This window comes from Rudaea sp., assembly GCF_057139185.1.
In genome coordinates this window covers 18,165-36,077 of the sequence record NZ_DBNHDN010000016.1, presented here as the reverse complement: position 1 = coordinate 36,077, position 17,913 = coordinate 18,165, and the positions used below count along the sequence as shown (strand labels likewise).

19 protein-coding genes are annotated in these 17,913 nt (G+C 66.1%); 6 read left to right on the top strand and 13 right to left on the bottom strand.

Translation table 11 applies throughout. From position 1 onward, the window contains the following. Nucleotides 1-68: 68 nt before the first annotated feature. Nucleotides 69-293, top strand: a complete 225-nt coding sequence (locus tag AC16HO_RS06210; RefSeq protein ID WP_395641195.1) for a hypothetical protein — start codon at nt 69-71, stop codon at nt 291-293. Here AC16HO_RS06210 and ubiB read toward each other — a convergent pair. From ubiB to AC16HO_RS06195, 3 genes are read right to left on the bottom strand one after another with little or no spacing between them, the layout of a single operon-like run. After that, entirely contained in the window at nt 268-1,932 is a 1,665-nt protein-coding gene (ubiB, locus tag AC16HO_RS06205) for a ubiquinone biosynthesis regulatory protein kinase UbiB (protein WP_395641194.1), read from the bottom strand. The genes AC16HO_RS06210 and ubiB overlap by 26 nt on opposite strands. Further along, complete coding sequence (locus AC16HO_RS06200) at nt 1,929-2,573, bottom strand: ubiquinone biosynthesis accessory factor UbiJ (RefSeq protein WP_395641193.1); 645 nt, start codon at nt 2,571-2,573, stop codon at nt 1,929-1,931. The genes ubiB and AC16HO_RS06200 overlap by 4 nt, the downstream gene beginning before the upstream one ends. A 25-nt stretch (nt 2,574-2,598) precedes the next feature. Further along, nucleotides 2,599-3,627, bottom strand: coding sequence for an NAD-dependent epimerase/dehydratase family protein (locus AC16HO_RS06195; RefSeq protein WP_395641192.1), 1,029 nt, complete (start codon nt 3,625-3,627; stop codon nt 2,599-2,601). A 116-nt stretch (nt 3,628-3,743) separates the two neighbouring features. Between AC16HO_RS06195 and AC16HO_RS06190 the strand changes: the two genes are divergently transcribed. Next, nucleotides 3,744-5,834, top strand: coding sequence for a hypothetical protein (locus AC16HO_RS06190; RefSeq protein WP_395641191.1), 2,091 nt, complete (start codon nt 3,744-3,746; stop codon nt 5,832-5,834). A gap of 40 nt (nt 5,835-5,874) precedes the next feature. Here AC16HO_RS06190 and AC16HO_RS06185 read toward each other — a convergent pair whose 3' ends face one another. From AC16HO_RS06185 to AC16HO_RS06175, 3 genes are all read right to left on the bottom strand, one after another. Continuing rightward, the gene (locus AC16HO_RS06185; protein ID WP_395641190.1) at nt 5,875-6,243 is read right to left on the bottom strand and encodes a cupin domain-containing protein; all 369 of its coding nucleotides are present in this window, start codon (nt 6,241-6,243) and stop codon (nt 5,875-5,877) included. A gap of 28 nt (nt 6,244-6,271) precedes the next feature. Further along, nucleotides 6,272-6,610, bottom strand: coding sequence for a DUF4156 domain-containing protein (locus tag AC16HO_RS06180; RefSeq protein WP_395641189.1), 339 nt, complete (start codon nt 6,608-6,610; stop codon nt 6,272-6,274). Nucleotides 6,611-6,755: 145 nt separating this feature from the next. Then, entirely contained in the window at nt 6,756-9,623 is a 2,868-nt protein-coding gene (locus tag AC16HO_RS06175) for a M16 family metallopeptidase (RefSeq protein ID WP_395641658.1), read from the bottom strand. Between the two features lie 494 nt (nt 9,624-10,117). On the opposite strand from AC16HO_RS06175, the gene AC16HO_RS06170 reads away from it, so the two are divergent. The 3 genes from AC16HO_RS06170 to trmL all read left to right on the top strand — a co-directional run bounded on the left by AC16HO_RS06170 (nt 10,118) and on the right by trmL (nt 11,506). Beyond that, nucleotides 10,118-10,372 carry a hypothetical protein gene (locus AC16HO_RS06170; RefSeq protein ID WP_395641188.1) on the top strand — a complete coding sequence of 85 codons (255 nt, stop codon included), beginning with the start codon at nt 10,118-10,120 and terminating at the stop codon, nt 10,370-10,372. A gap of 331 nt (nt 10,373-10,703) precedes the next feature. After that, the gene (locus tag AC16HO_RS06165) at nt 10,704-10,976 is read left to right on the top strand and encodes a hypothetical protein (protein WP_395641187.1); all 273 of its coding nucleotides are present in this window, start codon (nt 10,704-10,706) and stop codon (nt 10,974-10,976) included. A gap of 65 nt (nt 10,977-11,041) precedes the next feature. Next, on the top strand, nt 11,042-11,506 hold the full coding sequence (gene trmL, locus AC16HO_RS06160; protein ID WP_395641186.1) for a tRNA (uridine(34)/cytosine(34)/5-carboxymethylaminomethyluridine(34)-2'-O)-methyltransferase TrmL: 465 nt from the start codon (nt 11,042-11,044) through the stop codon (nt 11,504-11,506). A gap of 140 nt (nt 11,507-11,646) precedes the next feature. Here the strand turns inward: trmL and AC16HO_RS06155 are convergent, their stop codons facing one another. The 5 genes from AC16HO_RS06155 to AC16HO_RS06135 all read right to left on the bottom strand — a co-directional run bounded on the left by AC16HO_RS06155 (nt 11,647) and on the right by AC16HO_RS06135 (nt 14,960). Beyond that, nucleotides 11,647-12,654: an NAD(P)H-dependent glycerol-3-phosphate dehydrogenase gene (locus tag AC16HO_RS06155; RefSeq protein WP_395641185.1), complete on the bottom strand. Its 1,008-nt coding sequence runs from the start codon at nt 12,652-12,654 to the stop codon at nt 11,647-11,649. A 128-nt stretch (nt 12,655-12,782) separates the two neighbouring features. After that, complete coding sequence (gene secB / locus AC16HO_RS06150; RefSeq protein WP_395641184.1) at nt 12,783-13,265, bottom strand: protein-export chaperone SecB; 483 nt, start codon at nt 13,263-13,265, stop codon at nt 12,783-12,785. A 209-nt stretch (nt 13,266-13,474) separates the two neighbouring features. Next, entirely contained in the window at nt 13,475-13,915 is a 441-nt protein-coding gene (locus AC16HO_RS06145; protein ID WP_395641182.1) for a rhodanese-like domain-containing protein, read from the bottom strand. Nucleotides 13,916-14,015: 100 nt separating this feature from the next. Beyond that, the gene (locus AC16HO_RS06140) at nt 14,016-14,423 is read right to left on the bottom strand and encodes a hypothetical protein (RefSeq protein ID WP_395641181.1); all 408 of its coding nucleotides are present in this window, start codon (nt 14,421-14,423) and stop codon (nt 14,016-14,018) included. Between the two features lie 63 nt (nt 14,424-14,486). Continuing rightward, the gene (locus AC16HO_RS06135) at nt 14,487-14,960 is read right to left on the bottom strand and encodes a YiiD C-terminal domain-containing protein (protein WP_395641180.1); all 474 of its coding nucleotides are present in this window, start codon (nt 14,958-14,960) and stop codon (nt 14,487-14,489) included. A 78-nt stretch (nt 14,961-15,038) separates the two neighbouring features. Between AC16HO_RS06135 and AC16HO_RS06130 the strand changes: the two genes are divergently transcribed. Continuing rightward, the gene (locus AC16HO_RS06130) at nt 15,039-15,845 is read left to right on the top strand and encodes a uroporphyrinogen-III synthase (RefSeq protein WP_395641179.1); all 807 of its coding nucleotides are present in this window, start codon (nt 15,039-15,041) and stop codon (nt 15,843-15,845) included. A 6-nt stretch (nt 15,846-15,851) separates the two neighbouring features. On the opposite strand, the gene AC16HO_RS06125 is transcribed toward AC16HO_RS06130, so the two are convergent. Both AC16HO_RS06125 and AC16HO_RS06120 read right to left on the bottom strand, forming a co-directional pair. Next, on the bottom strand, nt 15,852-17,030 hold the full coding sequence (locus tag AC16HO_RS06125) for a vWA domain-containing protein (protein WP_395641178.1): 1,179 nt from the start codon (nt 17,028-17,030) through the stop codon (nt 15,852-15,854). Nucleotides 17,031-17,055: 25 nt separating this feature from the next. After that, nucleotides 17,056-17,904 (bottom strand): AAA family ATPase, encoded by an 849-nt coding sequence (locus AC16HO_RS06120; protein WP_395641177.1) that lies wholly within the window; start codon nt 17,902-17,904, stop codon nt 17,056-17,058. Nucleotides 17,905-17,913: the final 9 nt, after the last annotated feature.

Sequence of the window (17,913 nt, the reverse complement as noted above, 5' to 3'; positions counted from 1 at the left end):
CAGCGAACGCAACAGCAACAAGACGATGAGGAGGAAGACCAGAAGAATCCCGTAGCGAAACGCCGGGAATGGTTCTGTTCGAGAAGGTTCGATGCTGGATGAAGTCGTCATGGCAGGACAGTGATGAATCCCGCCCGCCATTCTTCACGTTGCTGCGACAGATTGCGTCGCAGCAGTTCATCCAGTCCAGAAGCGCGGCATTCTCGCGTTTCGATATTTCGCGAATGCAAATTGTCGCGCAACGACTGAAGAAGGCGCTCCGGCGCTTCAGCGTGCGCGTCGCCAGGCAATGAAGAACGTGATTGCGCTGACCGCCAGCGCAATCCATGCCGACACCGGCACGTGCGCCCACAATGCACCGCGTGTGTCGAAAGCGTAGAGCAGCGCGGCGCTGACCAGAGACGCTGCAGCCAGCGGCAACACGGCGAGCTGGCGGCGTTGCATGCGCGCCAGCCTTTCGTTCTGTTCGAGCGCGGCGGTCTGTGCCTGCAATGTCAGTTCACCGGCGGCCGCGCGCTGCAAGGTCGAGTGCACCAGGTCGGGCAGATCCGGCACGGCGGCGAGCCATTCGGGAAGCCGCTTGCGTACCTGCTTCCACGCGTGGCGTACGCCATACCGCTTGCGCAGAATCCCGGCGAGCACGGGCCGCGCCACGGCCCAGATGTCGATCTGTGGATGCAGCAGACGGCCGACGCCTTCGATGTTGAGCAGCGTCTTCTGCAGCAGGATCAGCTGCGGCTGTACGGTGAGCTGATAGCGGCGCGCGACCGAGAAAAGTTTGGCGACGACTTCGCCGAGCGATATTTCGCTGAGCGGGCGCGTGAAGTACGGCTCGCATACGGTGCGCACGGCGGCTTCGAGTTCATCGATGCGCGCGGTCTTCGGAATCCAGCCGGCGGCTACATGCAGCTCGGCGATGCGGCGATAGTCGCGGTCGAACAGCGCCATGAAATTCTCGGCGAGCCAGAACTGGTCCGCGTCGGGCAGCGAGCCGACAATGCCGAAATCGAGCGCGATGAAGCGCGGATTCTGCTTGCGCGCGGGATCTACCCAGATGTTGCCCGGATGCGCGTCGGCATGGAAGAAGTTGTCGCGGAACACCTGCGTGTAGAACAGACGCACGCCCTTCTCGGCCAGCGCGACGCGATCGATGCCGGCGGCGTCGAGCGCCTTGAGATCATCCACCGCGATGCCACGCACGCGCTCGAGCGTGAGCACGGACTCACGGGTCTGGTCCCAGTAGACTTTTGGAATGTAGACATCGTCGCCCGCGGCGAAATTGCGTTTGAGCAAGCTTGCGTTCGCGGCCTCGCGCTGCAGGTCGAGTTCGTTCTCGAGCGTGGTCTCGATCTCGGCGACGATGTCGCGCGGGCGGATCTTGTCCGCTGCCGGATGCCAGCGCTGGGCGAGTTCGCCAAGCGCGCGCAACAGCGCGATGTCGGCGCGGATGCGTTGCTGGATGCCGGGGCGCAACACCTTGACCACGACTTCCTCGCCCGTGCGCAGGCGCGCGGCATGCACCTGCGCGATCGACGCCGAGGCAAGCGGCGTGGTGTCGAAGTTCGCAAACGCCGACGCCACCGGCGCGCCGAGCGCGGCCTCGACCGCGGCGCGCGCCTGTTCACCGGGGAACGGCGGCACGCGATCCTGCAGCAGTGCCAGTTCGTCGGCGACATCGGCCGGCAGCAGGTCGCGGCGCGTGGACAGGATCTGGCCGAACTTGACGAAGATCGGGCCGGCATCGATCAGCGCCGCACGCAGGCGCGCGCCACGCGGCAGCGCGGCGACGTCCGCGGACGGTTTCGGCAACACGGCGCGCAGCAGGCGCAACGCACGCGGCGGTTCGAAGCCGTCGATGATGGCGTCGAGCCGATAGCGTGCGATCGTCGCGACGATGCCGGCGAGGCGCGGCAGCTGCCCGAATGTCGTCATGCGGCGTCCTTGCCGCGACCCACGCCGAGACGCTGCACGCGCGCTTCGAGCCGGTCGGTACGTTCGCGCAGCGCGTCGACCTCGTCGAGAAACGATTCCATTTCGGCCGGCGCGACGAGATCGCGGCTTTCTTCGCGCAGAAATTCAGCGGTGTCCTGCGTGGCCGCGCGCGCGGACTCGCGCGCGTACGCGAACGCACGCTGCAGTGCGCGTGCGAGTGGCACGCCGGCGATGTCGCCGAAGGTTAGCGCAAACGCTTCCTCGATGTCGGGACGGTAGCCGCGCAGCAGTTTTTCCATGCGCCGGGCGAGATCGGCGTCGCCGGAAATCTCGACCTTGCCGGGCACGACCGCACCATCGTCGCCACGGCGCAGGGCAAACGCGAGCAGGCTCGCCGGTGCCGCGCGCAGATTCAGATCGCCGGATTTTTCCCAATGCGGACCAACCACGAGCTTGCCGTCGACGACTGCGATCGCAAGCGCGAGTCCGGTGCCGCGCAGGTCGACGCCGATGCGCTTGCCTTCGAGCGCGGACAAGCGCGCCCGGGTTTCCGCGTCGAGCGCTAGCGTGCGGTTGAGCGCGGATGCGAGCGCGACGCCGAGGCGTTGCAGGAGCGGATGGGGCGTGCGCGGTGCGGACATCGTGCGACGGTTCGAAGACAGGCCGCTATTGTAGCCCGCGCGCACGGCGCTTTTGTCCGCCTGCGCTGCGGTTGTCCTCGAGATGCTGCGCCAGCCGCCGTATGCCTTCCTCGAAACCGACCTGCGGCGCGTAGCCGAGATCGCGTCTGGCCGCGGCGATGTCGAACCAGTGCGAGGTGGAGAATTCCTCGACGATGAAGCGCGTCAGCGGCGGCTCGCCGCGCACGCCGAGTGCGCGCCAGGTGCCTTCGAGCGCGACAGCGAGCGTATGCGCAAGCCAGCCGGGAATGCGCCGCGTCTCCGCCGGCAACCCCGCGGCGGCGAGCCAGGCGCCGAACAGGCGCGCATGCGTGATCGGCTCGCCCTGGCTGATGAAATACGCCTTGCCCGCGATCGGCGCGCCGACGTGGAGCTTGTCGAGCGCGAGCACATGGGCACGCGCGGCATCGTCGACATGGACGATATCGACGCGCTTGTCGGCCTTGCCGATCAGGCGCAGGCGCCCCGCGCGGGCGCGCGCGAGCACGCGCGGCAGCAAGTTCGGATCGCCTGGCCCCCAGATGAAATGCGGGCGCAGCGCGACCGTGGCGAGGTCCGCGCCGTTCGCGGCGAGCACGCGCTGCTCGGCCAGCGCCTTGGTTTGCGCGTACACCGATGCGAAATGCGCGGGATACGGCAGCGACTCGTCAGCGCCTTCGATGTCGCTGCCACGCTGCACGACGCTCGGGCTCGAGGTGAACACGAGCTTGCGGATGCCATGCTGCGCACAGGCGGCGAGCACGTTGTCGGTGCCACGCACGTTGATGTCGTGGTATTCCCGCGCCGGACCCCAGGCGCCGACCTTGCCCGCGCTGTGCACGATCGCATCGACGCCCGCGGACGCGGCGAGCACGTCGCCGGGATTGGCGATGTCGCCGCGGCGCGGCTCGATGCCTGCCGCGGCGGCCGTCGTCGCCGAACGGTTGAACGAACGCACTTCGTCACCGCGCGCAGCCAGTTGCACGCAGATGGCGCTGCCGAGAAATCCACCACCGCCGGTAACGAGAACCTTCATCGCCCCTCCTTCGAGAAGTCCATCGTAGCGGAAGCGTCAACGTCCGGGATTTACCCGCGTTTCAGCAACCAGGGATGATCATTCCACGAACGGGTCACGACATGGGGAACAGGGCGATGCGACATCGTTTGGCAACCGGCCTGGCGGCGCTCGCCGGCGTGTTCGCTTGCGCCGATGCGGCGCAGGCCGTGCAGATGCTGAGCGGACAGACCGCCTCCGGCGCCTATTACCAGATCAAGGCGCCCGACGGCTGGAAGGCGGGTGACACCCTGGTGCTGTTCCAGCACGGCCTGTCGTTCGATCCGCCCAAGCCCAATCCGAGTCTCGGCCCGCTCGCCGACCTGCAATTGAGCGAGGGCTACGCGGTCGCCGCATCCAGCTACAGCCAGCGCGCATGGGCGCTGTTCAACGCGCCCGACGACAACGCGCAGTTGCTGGCCGTGTTCAAACAAAAGATCGGCGCGCCGGGCGCGATCATTCCGTGGGGCGGCTCGCTCGGCGGGCTGATCTCGCTCAAGCTCGCCGAGGACGCGCGCTTCGCGCCGGTACCCGGCGTGCTCTCGCTGTGCCCGCCCGCGGCCGGCTCGCGCACCTGGGACTTCGGCATCGACGCGCGCCTCGCCTACGATGTGGTGTGCAAGGATGTGAACAGCGCGGGGCAACTGCCCAAAGGCGCCGCGCCGATGACCTGGGCCTACAATCTGGGCGACATTCCCGACAATCTTTCCGACCTGCAGGACAAGGCGGAGCTCGCGCGCACGCTGCTGCCGGTCAATGTCTGCACCGGCGTCAGCCTGCCGCCGCTGCTGCAGAACGACGCCATGCTGCGCCGGCTCGACCAGCTGAAGAACTTCGCGCACATCACCAGCGATGATTTCTTCCTCACCGATCTAGGCTATGCGACCTTCGGCCTGTCCGACCTCGTGCGCGCGCCGGACAAACTCGGTGGCATCAATCCATTCACCACCACGGGCGTCATCTATGCCGACGCAGCGATCGACGCCGGCATCGCGCGCATCACCGCCGATCCGTTCGCCCAGCTTTATCTGCGCTGGGCCTCGGACTTCCGCGGCCGCGTCGATGCGGCAACCAAGGTGATCTCGTTGCACACCAGCCGCGACGAACTGGTGATTCCCGCGCACCAGTCGGTGCTTCGCGCGACGCTGCCGGCGATGCAACTGACCAGCGCGCTGGTCAACGAGTCGAGTCCGAGCCATTGCGGGTTCAACACGGCCGAAGGCATCGCGGCATGGGAAGCGCTGCGTGCATGGATCGCCGGCGGCAGACAACCGACCATCGCCAACCTGCAAAGCGACTGCCAGAGCGCCGTCGCCGCCGGCGTCAAAGGGCCGTGCCGCATCGATGCAAACCTGACGCCGCCGAGCTTCGACAGCCAGGTTGCACCGCGCCCGGCCTCGACCGCGCCCGGTGTCGACGCCAGCTACAGCGGTCTGTGGTACGACCCCGCACGCAGCGGCGAGGGCATCGAGCTTGAAATTCTGCCGAACGCCAGGGCGTTGCTATATTTTTTCACCTATCCGCCGATCGGCGCAGCCGGCAAGCAGGCCTGGCTCATGGGTATCGGTGACATCGTCGGTAACGGCATCGAGTTCGCCGATGTGCTGCGCGGCGCGCGTGACGCGCAAGGCAAGGTGACTTCGCAGCACTGGGGCCGCATCGCGCTGACCTTCGACAGTTGCGGCAGCGGCGGCATGCGCTGGGACGGTCCGGCCGGTTGGGGCTCGATGGAAGTTCCGCTGTACCGGCTCAGCGCGCTGCAAGGGCTGGGCTGCCTGCCGCCGGGCTATGGCACGCGCGTGATCCCGCCGCAGCAGGCCTCGGGTGCCTGGTACGACCCGGCGACGACAGGCAACGGCTTCCTCGTCGAGCAGACGGACGCAAGCCAGCTGCAGGTGCTGTATTTCCAGTTGAACACGGACGGCACGCAGAACTGGATGACGGCCGCGGCCACACTCGGCGACGACGGCGCCTACCACGCACCGATGTACCAGCCCGGCGGCACACATTTCGGCGCGGCGTTTGACAAGACGCAAATCGTCAAACCGGCCGACTACGTGTTGAACATGCGCCTGGGTTGCGCAAGCGGCGATGCGACGATTTCCGCGCGCGGCGACGGCTCCAGCGTGCAAACGTTCGCCCTGCGCCGCCTGACCACGCCGGCGGGCATCGCAACCTGCACACCCTGACGTCCGCTGACGTCGCGCCCGGGGCGAGCGCGTTCCGGGATCAAACCCAAAGGTCGTTCTGCGCGGTGAGTTCGCCCTCGGTTTCGCCGGTGTTGACCACGCCGCGCGGCTCGATGATCAATGCGTGGCATTCGTTCGATGCGCGCGTTATGTGCTCGACGCCGCGCGGCACGACGAACAACTCACCCTCGCCAACCGTCACCTCGCAGTCGCGAAACCCCACTTGCATTTCGCCTTTGACGACGAGGAACACTTCGTCGGTGTCCTTGTGCTGATGCCAGACGAATTCTCCCTGCAGCTTGACCAGTTTGAACTGGTAGTCGTTCATTTCGGCGACGACGCGTGGCGACCAATGCTCGGAAAATTTGGCGAGTTTCTCCGCTAGATTGATGGCATCGGCGGCTTTCATGTGGTCGGCGAACGATGGCTGACGAGCCTCAATGCTCCTTGACCGGAAACGTCTGCACGCCGTCCTGGGCCGCGGCCGGCTGCGTGGCGGGTACCGACGCTTCGCCGCGCTGGCGCAGCAGGGTCTTGCCGCAGACGTAGGCCTGGAAGCGCTGCGCGCCGTCCTTCGGCTCGCTGCGCGGCACGATCGTGTCGGCCGGCAGGCTCGCCGCTTCGTTGCGCGCCATCGTCTCGAGTTCGTCGGCGACCTTGTATTCGTTGCGGTGGTAGAAGGCGATCTTGTCGGCGACGGTGACCGCGACCGTGCCGGCTTCGCGGCAACCGGCGATCTTGCCGTCGTAGGCGACGCGCACGGCATTGCCGCTCACGGTCGGCTCGACCCAGGTACAGGCGGCCGGAAGCAGGGAAAGCGAAAATATACAAAAACACAATGCAGCGTCTTTCATGGCTGTCCGGAAAAATGGATGGCCGGCATGAGCCGGCCATCGTTCGCGTTGGTGACGATGACCCGCGCTACTTTACTACGTTGCCGTCGGCGTCGATCACCTTCGTTTCGCCGATCTTGAGCGCACGCACCGGTTTTTCGATCTTGGCCAGATCGCCGACGATGACCCAGGTCAGCGCGTTCGGTACGAACAACGACTTCGCCGCCGCATCGACCTGGGCTTGCGTCTGCGCCTCGATCTTCTGCTTCAGCGTCGACACATAGTCGTCCGCGCGGCCGTACAGCTGGTTCGTCGCCAGCGCCCCGAGCACGGCACCGGTCGTCTCGTAGCTGCCCGGCAATGCGCGCACGCGCTGCGCCTTGATCTTGTCGATCTCGACCTGCGTCGGCGGATTGCTGCCGGCGACGCTGCGCACTTCCTTGAGTGTCTCGGCAACCGACTCGGCCGTCTTGTCGGTCTGTACCGGCGCCTGCAGGATCAGCGGACGCTGGCCCAATGCGTCGGACAGGCTGCTGCGCGCACCGTACGACCAGCGCTTGTTCTCGCGCAGGTTCATGTTGAGGCGCGAGGTGAACGTGCCACCGAACACCGAGTTTGCGGTCTGCGTCGGCAGGTAGTCGGACGAGGTGGTCGGATCCGCGAGGCTGCCGGCGAAGATCAGCGACTGCGGCGAATCCTTGCGGTCGATCAGGAATACGCGTGGCTTGGTCTGCGCGGCGACATGGGCGATTTTCTTCGCCGGCAGCGGCGTCGCCGGCGCGGTCCAGTCGCCGAACGCCTTGTCGAGCAGCGGCACGATCGTCGCCAGCGTGGTGTCGCCGGCAACGAGGATTTTCACGTTGTCCGGGCGATACCAGGTTTGGTGGAACGCGGCGAGATCGGTCGCGCCGAGCGACTTGATCGCCGCCTCCGTGCCCGAGCCGGTGAACGGAATGCCATAGGCGTGATCGGCGCCGTAGAGCAGCGGCGGCAGCGTGCGCAGCGCCATGCCCTGCGGCTGCGTCTTCTCCTGCGCGATGCCGGCGAGCCACTGCGCGCGGATGCGCTCGATGTCGGCGTCGCGGAACGCGGGGTTGCGCACGACGTCGGCGAACAGTTCGATCGACGGTGCGAGATTCGCATTGAGCGCATTGAGGCCGACACTTGAGGTATCGAGACCGGTGCCCGGGCGGATGATCGCGCCAAGGCTTTCGCGGCGCTTGGCGATTTCGATCGAATCGAGCGTCTTGGTGCCCTCGTCGAGCATCGAGCTGACGAAACTCGCGGTGCCGAGCTTGCTGCCATGGTCGGCCGCATAACCCGCGTTGAACTGCATCTGGATCTGCGTCACCGGAATCGTGTGGCGCTCGGCAAGGATCACCTCGATGCCGTTCTTGAGCTTGCCGCGCTGCACGGCCGGGAAGCTCAGCTCGGGGAACTGGCTGACGTCGGGAACGCCCCTAGAGCGATCGACGTCGCTCTTTTCAGTGGTGTAGTTCTTCGCTGGTGGCGTCACCGAGGCAGGCTTGCCGTCGCGCGCGGGCAGGCCCTGCACCGCCTTGTCCTCGGCGGCGAGATCGGCGCCCGCCTTGGCCGGCACCACGGTCAGCGTGTAGTCGCCGCGGGCGATCCATTTGCGCGCGGCTTCGAGCACCGAGGCCGGCGTGGCCGCCGCGGTGCGCTCGAGATCCTTCTTGTACGCGCCGGGATCGCCGAGATAGACCTGGCTCTGCGCGAGAATCACCGCCTTGCCGCGGAACCCTCCAACTTCCTCCAGGCCGCGGATGAAGCTCGCGCGCACCGATGTCTGCGCGCGCGCGAGTTCATCGGCGGTGGGGCCATCCTTGAGGAACTTCGCCCATTCGTCGGCGATCGCGGCTTCGACCCTGGCTGGGTCCACGCCCTTCTTCACATCGGCGCTGAGTACGAACTGGCTGGCGAGGGCGAAGGTCTGCAACTCGACCGAAACGTCGTCGACGAGCTTGTCCTGATAGACCAGGCGCTGGTACAGGCGCGAGGTCTTCCCGCCGCCGAGCACTTGCGCCGCGAGTTCGAGCAACGGATTGTCCGGCGCGCCGAGTTGCGGCACGTTCCATTCACGGTAGATGCGCACCTGGGCGACATGGTCCGATTGCGTACCTTGCGTGGACGTCTCGCGCTGGGCGACCCACGGTTGCTGGCGCGGTACCGGCGGGCCGGCCGGGATGTCACCAAAATATTTCTGCACCTTCTCCCGGGCCACGGCCGGGGTGATGTCGCCGGCGAGCACGATCGTCGTGTTCGCAGCGCCGTAATAATCGCGGAACCACTGCTTGACGTCGTCGAGCGAGGCCGCATCGAGATCGGCCATCGAGCCGATCGTGTCGTGCTGGTACGGATGATTCGCCGGGAACGCGTTGGACAGGATGTTCTGGTCGGTGCGGCCATATGGGCGGTTCTCGCCCTGGCGCTTCTCGTTCTGCACGACGCCGCGCTGGGTGTCGAGTTCGGGCTTGCCGATCGCCGACAGCAGATGGCCCATGCGGTCGGACTCCATCCACAACGCCATGTCGAGCGCGGTCGTCGGCACGGTCTCGAAGTAGTTCGTGCGGTCGAACCAGGTCGTGCCGTTCATGCCGGTCGCGCCGGCCTTCTCGAACGGAGCGAAGTAGGTGCCTTTGTGATTCTCCGAGCCGGAGAACATCAGGTGCTCGAACAAATGCGCGAAGCCGGTCTTGCCGGTCGGCTCGTCGGCCGAGCCGACGTGATACCAGATCGACACGGCGACGACGGGCGCCTTGTGATCCTCGTGCACGACCACCGTCAGGCCGTTACTGAGCTGGAACCTGGTGAACGGGATATCGATCATCGGCGCGGCCGTCGGTGTGGTAGTCACGGGTTTCGTATCGTGCGCCGCGGGCGTGCTGGCACAACCGCTCACGGCGATCGCCAACGCAAGCGCGGTCGATTGGATCAAGCCGGTCCGCAGCGAACGGAAGCGGATCGGGGCGTGGGTCGAACGCGAAGTTGCGGCGGGCATCATTTCCTCCGGCTGGCGAAAAGTGGACGAGCCTAACCGACGGCGGGTGACCCGGGCAATGGCCGAAAGTCAGGGGCCGGCCGCCTTGGCTTGTGCACCGCCTTGTGCACACCGATCGCGCAACGCGTTGAATATAAATAAATAATTGCCCTGAATAAATACTATACCGAATAGTTTCGTATCAGTTCAGGATTGGGCTCGTATGATGCGCCGCAACAAAGTAGTCCGCCGTCATCGATCGGCCCGCGTACCCGCCGCCAGCGCTATTGCGCGACAGGCTCCGGGTTCCTCCAGAGCCCGATTTTTGAGGCTGACATGGGACGCAGGGATATCCCACCGGACCCCAGCGCGGCCTACTTCGCAGAGACCATGCATTGCCATCGTGGCCGGCGAACAACACAGACCAGATGCCCCAACGACAAGGATAAAACATGAACTTCAACACTCAGATCAAATGCGCCGTCGCCGCACTCGCGCTGTTCGCTGCGGTCGGCGCCACCGCCCTGACGCGCGCCGAAACGACAGGCAAATCGACCGCGACCGACGTCGTGCATACGCGTATCGAAATCAGCGCGCCGACATCGATCGATGCCGACAGCGCCCCGATCGCGCGCGTGCGGGTCGGCAGCCCGGTCATGGTCGAGGCGAATCCGACCACCGCCGACATCGAGCGCGCTTCGCGCTGACGCAAGCGCCAGCTCATCGGCGTGAACAGTTCGTTGCAACGATCGGCGAGCCTCGTGCCCGCCGATTCGTTCTTGTGTCAGGTGGTTTTCGCGTCATCGATCACAACGGACGGACAGTGTTTGTCCGCGGACACCCGCCGCTCCGTGCCGGAAGTCACGATTGGTTTAGCGCGCAGTCAGCCGCAGCCATGCCGGAAGTCACGATCGCGGAACTTCGTGCAACCCCGGGCCTCGATAGCGCATCGAAATCACCGAACAAAACGCGAATCCGACATCGTTGGCACAGGGTTTGCAATTTGCACAAATACCAAAGTATACGAAGGAGCAAGCCATGAACCCCTCCATCCACATCCATCGCGGCCTCGTCGCCATCGCGTTGTGCGCAGCCGTCAGCGCCTATGCCGTCGCCGCCTCGCATCCGACGGTCGCCGTCGGCGCGCCGCAGGAAATGCAGATGCTCGGCACGATCACCATCACCGCCTTGACTGAAGACATGGACGACAGCGTCGTCTACACCCAGGTTCAAGGCAAGGCGCGCGTGACCGTCGGCGAGCCGGTCACGATCGGCCCGAAGGAAGACCCGCGACTGATCGCGATGCGTTGAGGGCCCAGGATGCGCAACCGCGCACGAGCTTGCCGTCCGCGCGAGAAGCGCGAAATAATCGCGGCATGTTGCACGTCGTCCTCTACCAGCCCGAGATTCCGCCGAACACCGGCAATGTCATCCGCCTGTGCGCAAATTCCGGCGCGCACCTGCATCTGATCCGCCCGCTCGGCTTCGAGCTCGACGATGCGAAACTGCGCCGCGCCGGCCTCGATTACCGCGAGTTCGCCGCGATCGACGTGCACGACGACCTCGACACGTTCATCGCGAATGTCGAACCCGAACGCTTGTTCGCGCTGTCGACGCGCGGTCGCACCATGTATACGAATGCGCGGTTCCGCAGCAGCGATGCGATCGTATTCGGCCCGGAAACTCGCGGCCTGCCGCAGGCGTTCCTCGATTCACTGCCGGCAGAGCAGACCTTGCGCCTGCCGATGCGTCCGGACAACCGCAGCCTCAATCTGTCGAATGCCGTCGCCGTGGTCGTCTACGAGGCGTGGCGCCAACGAGACTTCGCAGGCGGGGCGTGAGCGTGCGCGAACACCAAAAAAACGTTTGCCGCGGATGAACGCGGATTGGAAGCATGGAGCACGGAGCACAACCGATGGAGCAGGAATTCGGCTTTTAGCTCGATCCGTCGTTGCCCGTGGCAAACGCCCTTGTCTGCTTTCTAAGCCGGATACTCGGGTTTGCGCTCGCGCGCGAGCAGTTGGCGCAGGCCTTCGGCTGGCGTGATTTCTTCGTGCAGTACGCGTTGCACGCCGCGCGCGATCGGCAGTTCGATGTTGTGCTCGTTGGCCAAACTCATCACCGTGTCGACCGTCTTGATGCTTTCGACGACCTGGCCGATCTGTGCAACGGCGTCTTTCAAGCTGATGCCGCGGCCGAGCGCGAGGCCGAGACGGCGGTTGCGCGAGAGATCGCCGGTGCAGGTCAGCACGAGGTCGCCAAGGCCGGCGAGGCCCATCAATGTTTCCGCGCGCGCACCGATCGCGGCGCCGAGGCGCAGCATCTCGTTGAGTCCGCGCGTGATCATGCCGGCGCGCGCGTTGAGGCCGAGCTGCATGCCGTCGGCGACGCCGGTGGCAACAGCGAGCACGTTCTTCATTGCGCCGCCGAGTTCGGCGCCGATTACGTCGCTGCCGGTGTAGGCGCGGAAATTCGTCGCGTGCAGCAACTGCGCGACGGTGTGCGCGAATGCTTCGTCGGCGGAGTGCACGGTCACCGCGGTTGGCAGGCCCTGCGCAACCTCGCGCGCGAACGAGGGGCCGGTGACGATCGCCGCGGGCACACCGGGCAGGCGCTCGGCGACGATCTCGTGCAGAAAGCGGCCCGAAGCCGGATCGAAACCCTTGGTCGCCCAGGCGACACCTGCACCCGGTGCGACGGCGCCGGCGATGCGCGCGATCAGCTCGGCGAAGGCATGGCTCGGGGTGACGATCAGCAGCACTTGCGCGCCGCGCACGGCGGCAGCGAGATCGGCTTCGTAGCTCAGCGACGCCGGCAGTTCCATCTCCGGCAGGTAGCGCGCATTGCGATGCAAAGCGCGCATCGCATCCAGCGCCTGCGCATCGCGGCCCCACAACGTCGTCGGCACGCCGTTGCGTGCGAGCACGGCGGCGAGCGCCGTGCCCCACGATCCCGCACCAAGTACTGCAACTGCAGGCTTTTCGCTCATTTGAAAAGTGCGGCCACGGAGGGCCGCTTTTTGATTCTCGCGATCATGGACGAGCGCAAAAAATAACGCAAAGTGCGGCCATGAACGGCCGCTTTTTGACTCTCGCGATCAGAGGCGAGCGCAAAGGTTCAGGCGTTGCCGCTGAGGCCCTGGCCTTCGGCCTGACGACGCTGCTGCTCTGCGTAGAGCGCGTCAAAGTTGATCGGCTGCAGCAGGAACGGCGGGAAACCGCCATTCTGAACCAGGTCGGAGATGACCTGGCGCGCGTACGGGAACAGCACATTCGGGCAGTAGGTGGCGAGCACCGCGTCGCGCGAGGCCGCATCGAAACCGATCACGCCGAACACGCCGGCCTGCTGCACTTCGGCGAGATAGGCGGTCTTGTCTTCGAGCTTGCAGGTCACGGTGACCGTGAGCACGACTTCGTAGACGTCCTGCGCCAGCGTGCCGACCTTGTGCTCGAGGTTGAGTTGCACCTGCGGCTGGCCCTGCTCCTGGAAGATCTGCGGCGCGGACGGCACTTCGAACGAAGCATCCTTGATGTAGACCTTCTGCAGTTGCAGTTGCGCGCCGGCGTCGGCGCTGCCGTTGGCGGGAAGGTTGTCAGTCATTTCGATAACTCCAAAAAATCAAAATTGAATTGAAAAGTGCGGCCAGGGATGGTCGCTTTTTGATTCTCGCGATCGGGCATGATCGCAACGAACCAACCCAAAGTGCGACCACGGATGGCCGCTTCTTGATTCTCGCGATCAGGGGCGATCGCAAAGACAAACCCGTGGATTATCCCATGCGCGCGGCTTGCGCGCACCCGTGGGCACAATCAGCGACCCTTGGCGACCGGCAGGTTGGCTTCGCGCCACGCGGCGAGGCCGCCACCAAGCCAGAACACCTGCTTGAAGCCGGCCTTGACCAGCTTGGCCGCAGCCTGCGCCGAGATCGTGCCGGCGCGGCAATAGACCGCAACCGGACGGTCTTTCACCGGCGCCAGGTCCCTGTTCTCGGGGTCGAACTGGCTCATTTGCACGCTGCGCGCGCCGGGAATGTGCGCCTTCTCGAAGTCGGCCGCGGGCGACAGGTCCACGAGCAGCGGGCCTTCGCGGTTGATCAACTGCGTGAGCGCAGCCGGCGTCAGCTCGCGATAGCCGCGGAACAGGCGCGAGAACTCGTTGCCGATCAATGCGACCAGGACGCCCGCGAACAGCATCGCGAGGACGAGGTGATTGCCGAGGAATTCCGGCAGGCGGTGAAGGATGTCGGACATGGAATGCGGGCGCGGCCGGCGCCGTTGAAGACTTGCGGGCACGGATTATCCGTCAGAGCGCGCCCTCAAGGCAAAATCGCGGCGAAAAGCGCCGCGCCACTCAGCGTTGGGTGATGTCCGGCAGGCCCGTGACCAGCCACCAGCGCCGGGCCTTGTCGTCGTAGCGCCAACGCTGGCGGTCGAGCACGCTGCGCACGCTTTGCGTGTTGTTGTTGGTCAGCACGACCTCGGCCGTCAAGGCGACTTCGTTGTCGCCGGTGGGGCGCGCCGGCTGCGCGTTGTAGCCGCTGATGCGCACCTGGCGATAGCGTTCGAAATCAAGCGCGGTCAACGGATGTGCCTTGAGCGTCTCCGGATCTACAAAGGCCGCGGCGTCCTCGAAATTGCCCCAGCGTATCGTCGCCGCGTAGCTTTCCAGCGTCGTCTCGAGCAGGTCGCCTTTCGATTTCTGCGTTGCGCAGCCGGCGAGAAGGCTCAGCGAAACCAGCACGAGGAAGATGCGCAGCATGGCGATATCCGGCGAAAACCGCGGTCATTGTATATGCGCCGCGCAGGACATGCGCCAGCGCCATCAATTCGCGGCGCGGACCGCGACGAAGCGCGCGTCGAGCGTGCACGCGTCCTTGCCGTCCGCGAGCGGCACGCGGCAAGCCAGGCGCAGGCGGCCGCGGCCACGCGCAGCGAGCGCCTCGAGGAACGTCTGCCACGACTCGCCTTCGGCCAACATCGCGGTCGCGACCAGCTCGCCCCATACCGGGGTGAGGTAGCGAATCGTCGAATCCTGTACGTAGACCTCGCACTCCAGGCCGAGCGACTCGAGCTTCAGCGCGATCAGACCCCAGCCGGCCAGCGTGGTCAGGCCGGCGAGGCTGCCGCCGAACGCGCAGCCCTTGTCGTTGACGTTCGGCGCGAGCGGCGCGGCCAGGGTCAACGATTCGCCGTCGCAGTCGCGCAGCGCGATCTGCATCGCGCGCGCCAGCGGGATCGCGGCCAACAGGGAATCCAAATGCGCATGCGCAAACGCAAGGTCGGGAACGGGTTTCATGGCCAACGACAAGGCGAGAGGCACGTAGTGTGCGCAGGCGGGCAGCCGCGATCAAGCGCGCTTGCTACAGTAGGCGACATGGCAAACCCGTCGTCGGCCCAGCACACCCTCACGCCGCCGCTGGCCGGCGCGACCGTGGTCGCGACCCGGCCCTCGACCTCGGCCGGCGCGATCAAACGCCGCATCGCCGCGCTCGGCGGCGCGGCACTTTCGCTGCCCGGCGTCGGCGTACGCCGCATCGACGATGCGAGCGGCGCGCGCGCGGCGCTGGGTGAGGCGCGCCGCGCCGACGTCGCCATCTTCGTCAGCCCCAATGCCGTACGCCATGCGTTCGCCCTGCTGCCGACGCTGCGCTTCGCGCGCACGACCACGGTCTGCGCCGTTGGCCGCGCGACCGCGCGGGCGCTGACACGACGTGGTGTGAGCAACGTGGCACAACCGGGCTCGCGCCAGGACAGCGAAGGCCTGCTTGCGTTGCCGCAGCTCGTACGCCTGCACGGGCGCCGCGTCGCCCTGATCGGCGCTGCGGGCGGACGCGAGCTGCTGCCCGCAACGCTGCGTGCGCGCGGCGCAACACTGCAAAGTGTCCATGTATACCAGCGCTGCACGCCGCGCTGGAACCGCCGACACTTCGCCGCACTCGAAAACGCCGCGATGCCGCTGCTGACCCTGGTGTCGAGCGCCGAGGTCATCGCCAACCTCGCGCGCTGCCTGCCGCGAGAACTGTTCGCCAGGCTGGCCGCGGGAGAATGCGTGGCCAGCAGCCTGCGCCTCGCGCAAAGCGCGCGCGCCGCGGGTTTCGCGCGCGTGCATGTCGCCGCCTCCGCCGGCAGCGACGATCTGCTGGCCGCCGCGCAATCCGCGCTCGCGCAGCACCGACTTTGACAACGGCTATTTCGCCAGCCAGCGCGTCGCCTCGGTGAGACCGTCGGGCGTCAGCGGATACATGCGTTCCTCGACCAGATCGCGGATCATCTGGTTCGACATCGTGTAGCCCCACTGGCTGCGCGGGGTCGGATTGAGCCAGACCACCTTGCGGAAGTGCGCCGTAATGCGGCGAAACCAGGCCTCGCCCGCCTCTTCGTTGCCGCCGAAGTCGTCGATGCTGCCGCCGGCGTGGGTAATCTCGTACGGCGCCATCGCCGCGTCGCCGACGAAGATCACCTTGTAGTCGGCGTTGTAGCGGCGCAGCAGGTCGCTCGTCGCGACGCGCTCGGACATGCGCAGCTTGTCGGTGCGCCACAGGCTCGAATAGACGAAGTTGTGGAAATAGAAGTGCTCGAGGCGCTTGAACTCGGCCCTGGCCGCGCCGAACAGCGCCTCGCAGGCGTGGACGTGGTCGTCCATCGAGCCGCCGATATCGAGCAGGAGCAGTACCTTGATCGCGTTGTGCCGCTCGGGCCGGAATTTCACCTCGAGCATCGCTTCGCGCGCGGTCGCCTCGATGGTCGCGTCGAGGTCGAATTCCTCGGCCGCGCCTGCGCGCGCGAAGCGGCGCAGGCGGCGCAGCGCAAGCTTGAAGTTGCGCGGCGACAGGTCGGCGTCGCCGTCGAGCGGCTTGTACTCGCGCCGATCCCAGACCTTGACCGCGCTGCGAGCGCCGCCGTTCGGTCCGACGCGCATGCCCATCGGGTTAGCCCCGCCGGCGCCGAACGGGCTGGTACCGCCGGTGCCGATCCAGCGGTTGCCGCCGGCGTGGCGTTCTTTCTGCTCTTCCAAGCGCTTGCGGAATTCCTCGAGCAGCTTGTCGAGTCCGCCAAGCGCTGCAAGCCCGGCTTTTTCTTCCTCGCTGAGCAGGCGCTGGAAGCTTTGCCTGAGCCAATCCTCGGGAACCCGCGCGAGCAGCGTCGGGTCGATCTTCGCCACACCCTCGAAGTACGCCGCGAATGCGCGCGCGAAGCGGTCGTAGTGGCGCTCGTCCTTGACCAGCACCGTGCGCGCGAGATGGAAAAATTCCTGCGCATCGGCGATGGCGAAGTCGCGGTCAAGCGCGGCGATCAGGTCCAGCCACTCGCGCAAGCTCACCGGCACACGATGCGTGCGCAGGGCTTCGAACAGGCCGACCAGCATGACCGCTCGCTCCGCGCCGAACCGGCTAGCCGCGCCCGGTGCGGCGATGCATGAAGGCGAGCCGCTCGAGCAGTTGCACGTCCTGTTCGTGTTTGATCAGTGCCCCGTACAACGGCGGGATCGCACGGGCCGGATCGCGTTCGGCTAGCGCGGAGGCAGGGATATGATCGGCCAACAAGAGCTTCAACCAGTCGATCAACTCCGAGGTCGACGGCTTTTTCTTCAATGCCGGCACTTCGCGCAGCTCGAAAAACATGTCGAGCGCCCGCGCGGCGAGGTCCTGCGCGATGCCCGGGTAGTGCACGTCGACGATGCGCTGCAGGGTCGCTCGGTCGGGGAAGGCGATGTAGTGAAAGAAGCAGCGGCGCAGGAACGCATCGGGCAGTTCCTTCTCGTTGTTCGAGGTGATGACGATGATCGGTCGGTGCTTCGCGCGCACCGCCTCGCCGGTCTCGTAGACATGGAACTCCATGCGGTCGAGTTCGTGCAGCAGGTCGTTCGGGAATTCGATGTCGGCCTTGTCGATCTCGTCGATCAGCAGCACCGCGCGCGCGTCGCTGTCGAACGCCTGCCAGAGCTTGCCGCGCTTGATGTAGTGGCGCACGTCGGCGACGCGCGGATCGCCGAGCTGCGAGTCGCGCAGGCGGCTGACCGCGTCGTACTCGTACAGGCCCTGATGCGCCTTGGTCGTCGACTTGACATGCCAGGTGTAGAGCGGCGCGCCAAGCGCCTGCGCGACCTCTTCCGCGAGCAGGGTCTTGCCCGTGCCGGGCTCGCCCTTGATCAACAGCGGACGCTGTAACGCGATCGCGGCATTGACCGCGAGCTTGAGCTCGTCGGTGGCGACGTAGCGTTCGGTGCCGTTGAATTTCATTGCCGCTCC

Coding starts and splice junctions, on each gene's coding strand:
- AC16HO_RS06140 (WP_395641181.1), bottom strand. CDS start 14,423: ATGCTGCGCATCTTCCTCGTGCTGGTTTCGCTGAGCCTTCTCGCCGGC.
- AC16HO_RS06200 (WP_395641193.1), bottom strand. CDS start 2,573: ATGTCCGCACCGCGCACGCCCCATCCGCTCCTGCAACGCCTCGGCGTC.
- AC16HO_RS06145 (WP_395641182.1), bottom strand. CDS start 13,915: ATGTCCGACATCCTTCACCGCCTGCCGGAATTCCTCGGCAATCACCTC.
- AC16HO_RS06125 (WP_395641178.1), bottom strand. CDS start 17,030: ATGCTGGTCGGCCTGTTCGAAGCCCTGCGCACGCATCGTGTGCCGGTG.
- AC16HO_RS06210 (WP_395641195.1), top strand. CDS start 69: ATGGTTCTGTTCGAGAAGGTTCGATGCTGGATGAAGTCGTCATGGCAG.
- AC16HO_RS06130 (WP_395641179.1), top strand. CDS start 15,039: ATGGCAAACCCGTCGTCGGCCCAGCACACCCTCACGCCGCCGCTGGCC.
- trmL (WP_395641186.1), top strand. CDS start 11,042: ATGTTGCACGTCGTCCTCTACCAGCCCGAGATTCCGCCGAACACCGGC.
- AC16HO_RS06135 (WP_395641180.1), bottom strand. CDS start 14,960: ATGAAACCCGTTCCCGACCTTGCGTTTGCGCATGCGCATTTGGATTCC.
- AC16HO_RS06155 (WP_395641185.1), bottom strand. CDS start 12,654: ATGAGCGAAAAGCCTGCAGTTGCAGTACTTGGTGCGGGATCGTGGGGC.
- AC16HO_RS06165 (WP_395641187.1), top strand. CDS start 10,704: ATGAACCCCTCCATCCACATCCATCGCGGCCTCGTCGCCATCGCGTTG.
- AC16HO_RS06195 (WP_395641192.1), bottom strand. CDS start 3,627: ATGAAGGTTCTCGTTACCGGCGGTGGTGGATTTCTCGGCAGCGCCATC.
- AC16HO_RS06185 (WP_395641190.1), bottom strand. CDS start 6,243: ATGAAAGCCGCCGATGCCATCAATCTAGCGGAGAAACTCGCCAAATTT.
- secB (WP_395641184.1), bottom strand. CDS start 13,265: ATGACTGACAACCTTCCCGCCAACGGCAGCGCCGACGCCGGCGCGCAA.
- AC16HO_RS06190 (WP_395641191.1), top strand. CDS start 3,744: ATGCGACATCGTTTGGCAACCGGCCTGGCGGCGCTCGCCGGCGTGTTC.
- AC16HO_RS06170 (WP_395641188.1), top strand. CDS start 10,118: ATGAACTTCAACACTCAGATCAAATGCGCCGTCGCCGCACTCGCGCTG.
- AC16HO_RS06120 (WP_395641177.1), bottom strand. CDS start 17,904: ATGAAATTCAACGGCACCGAACGCTACGTCGCCACCGACGAGCTCAAG.
- ubiB (WP_395641194.1), bottom strand. CDS start 1,932: ATGACGACATTCGGGCAGCTGCCGCGCCTCGCCGGCATCGTCGCGACG.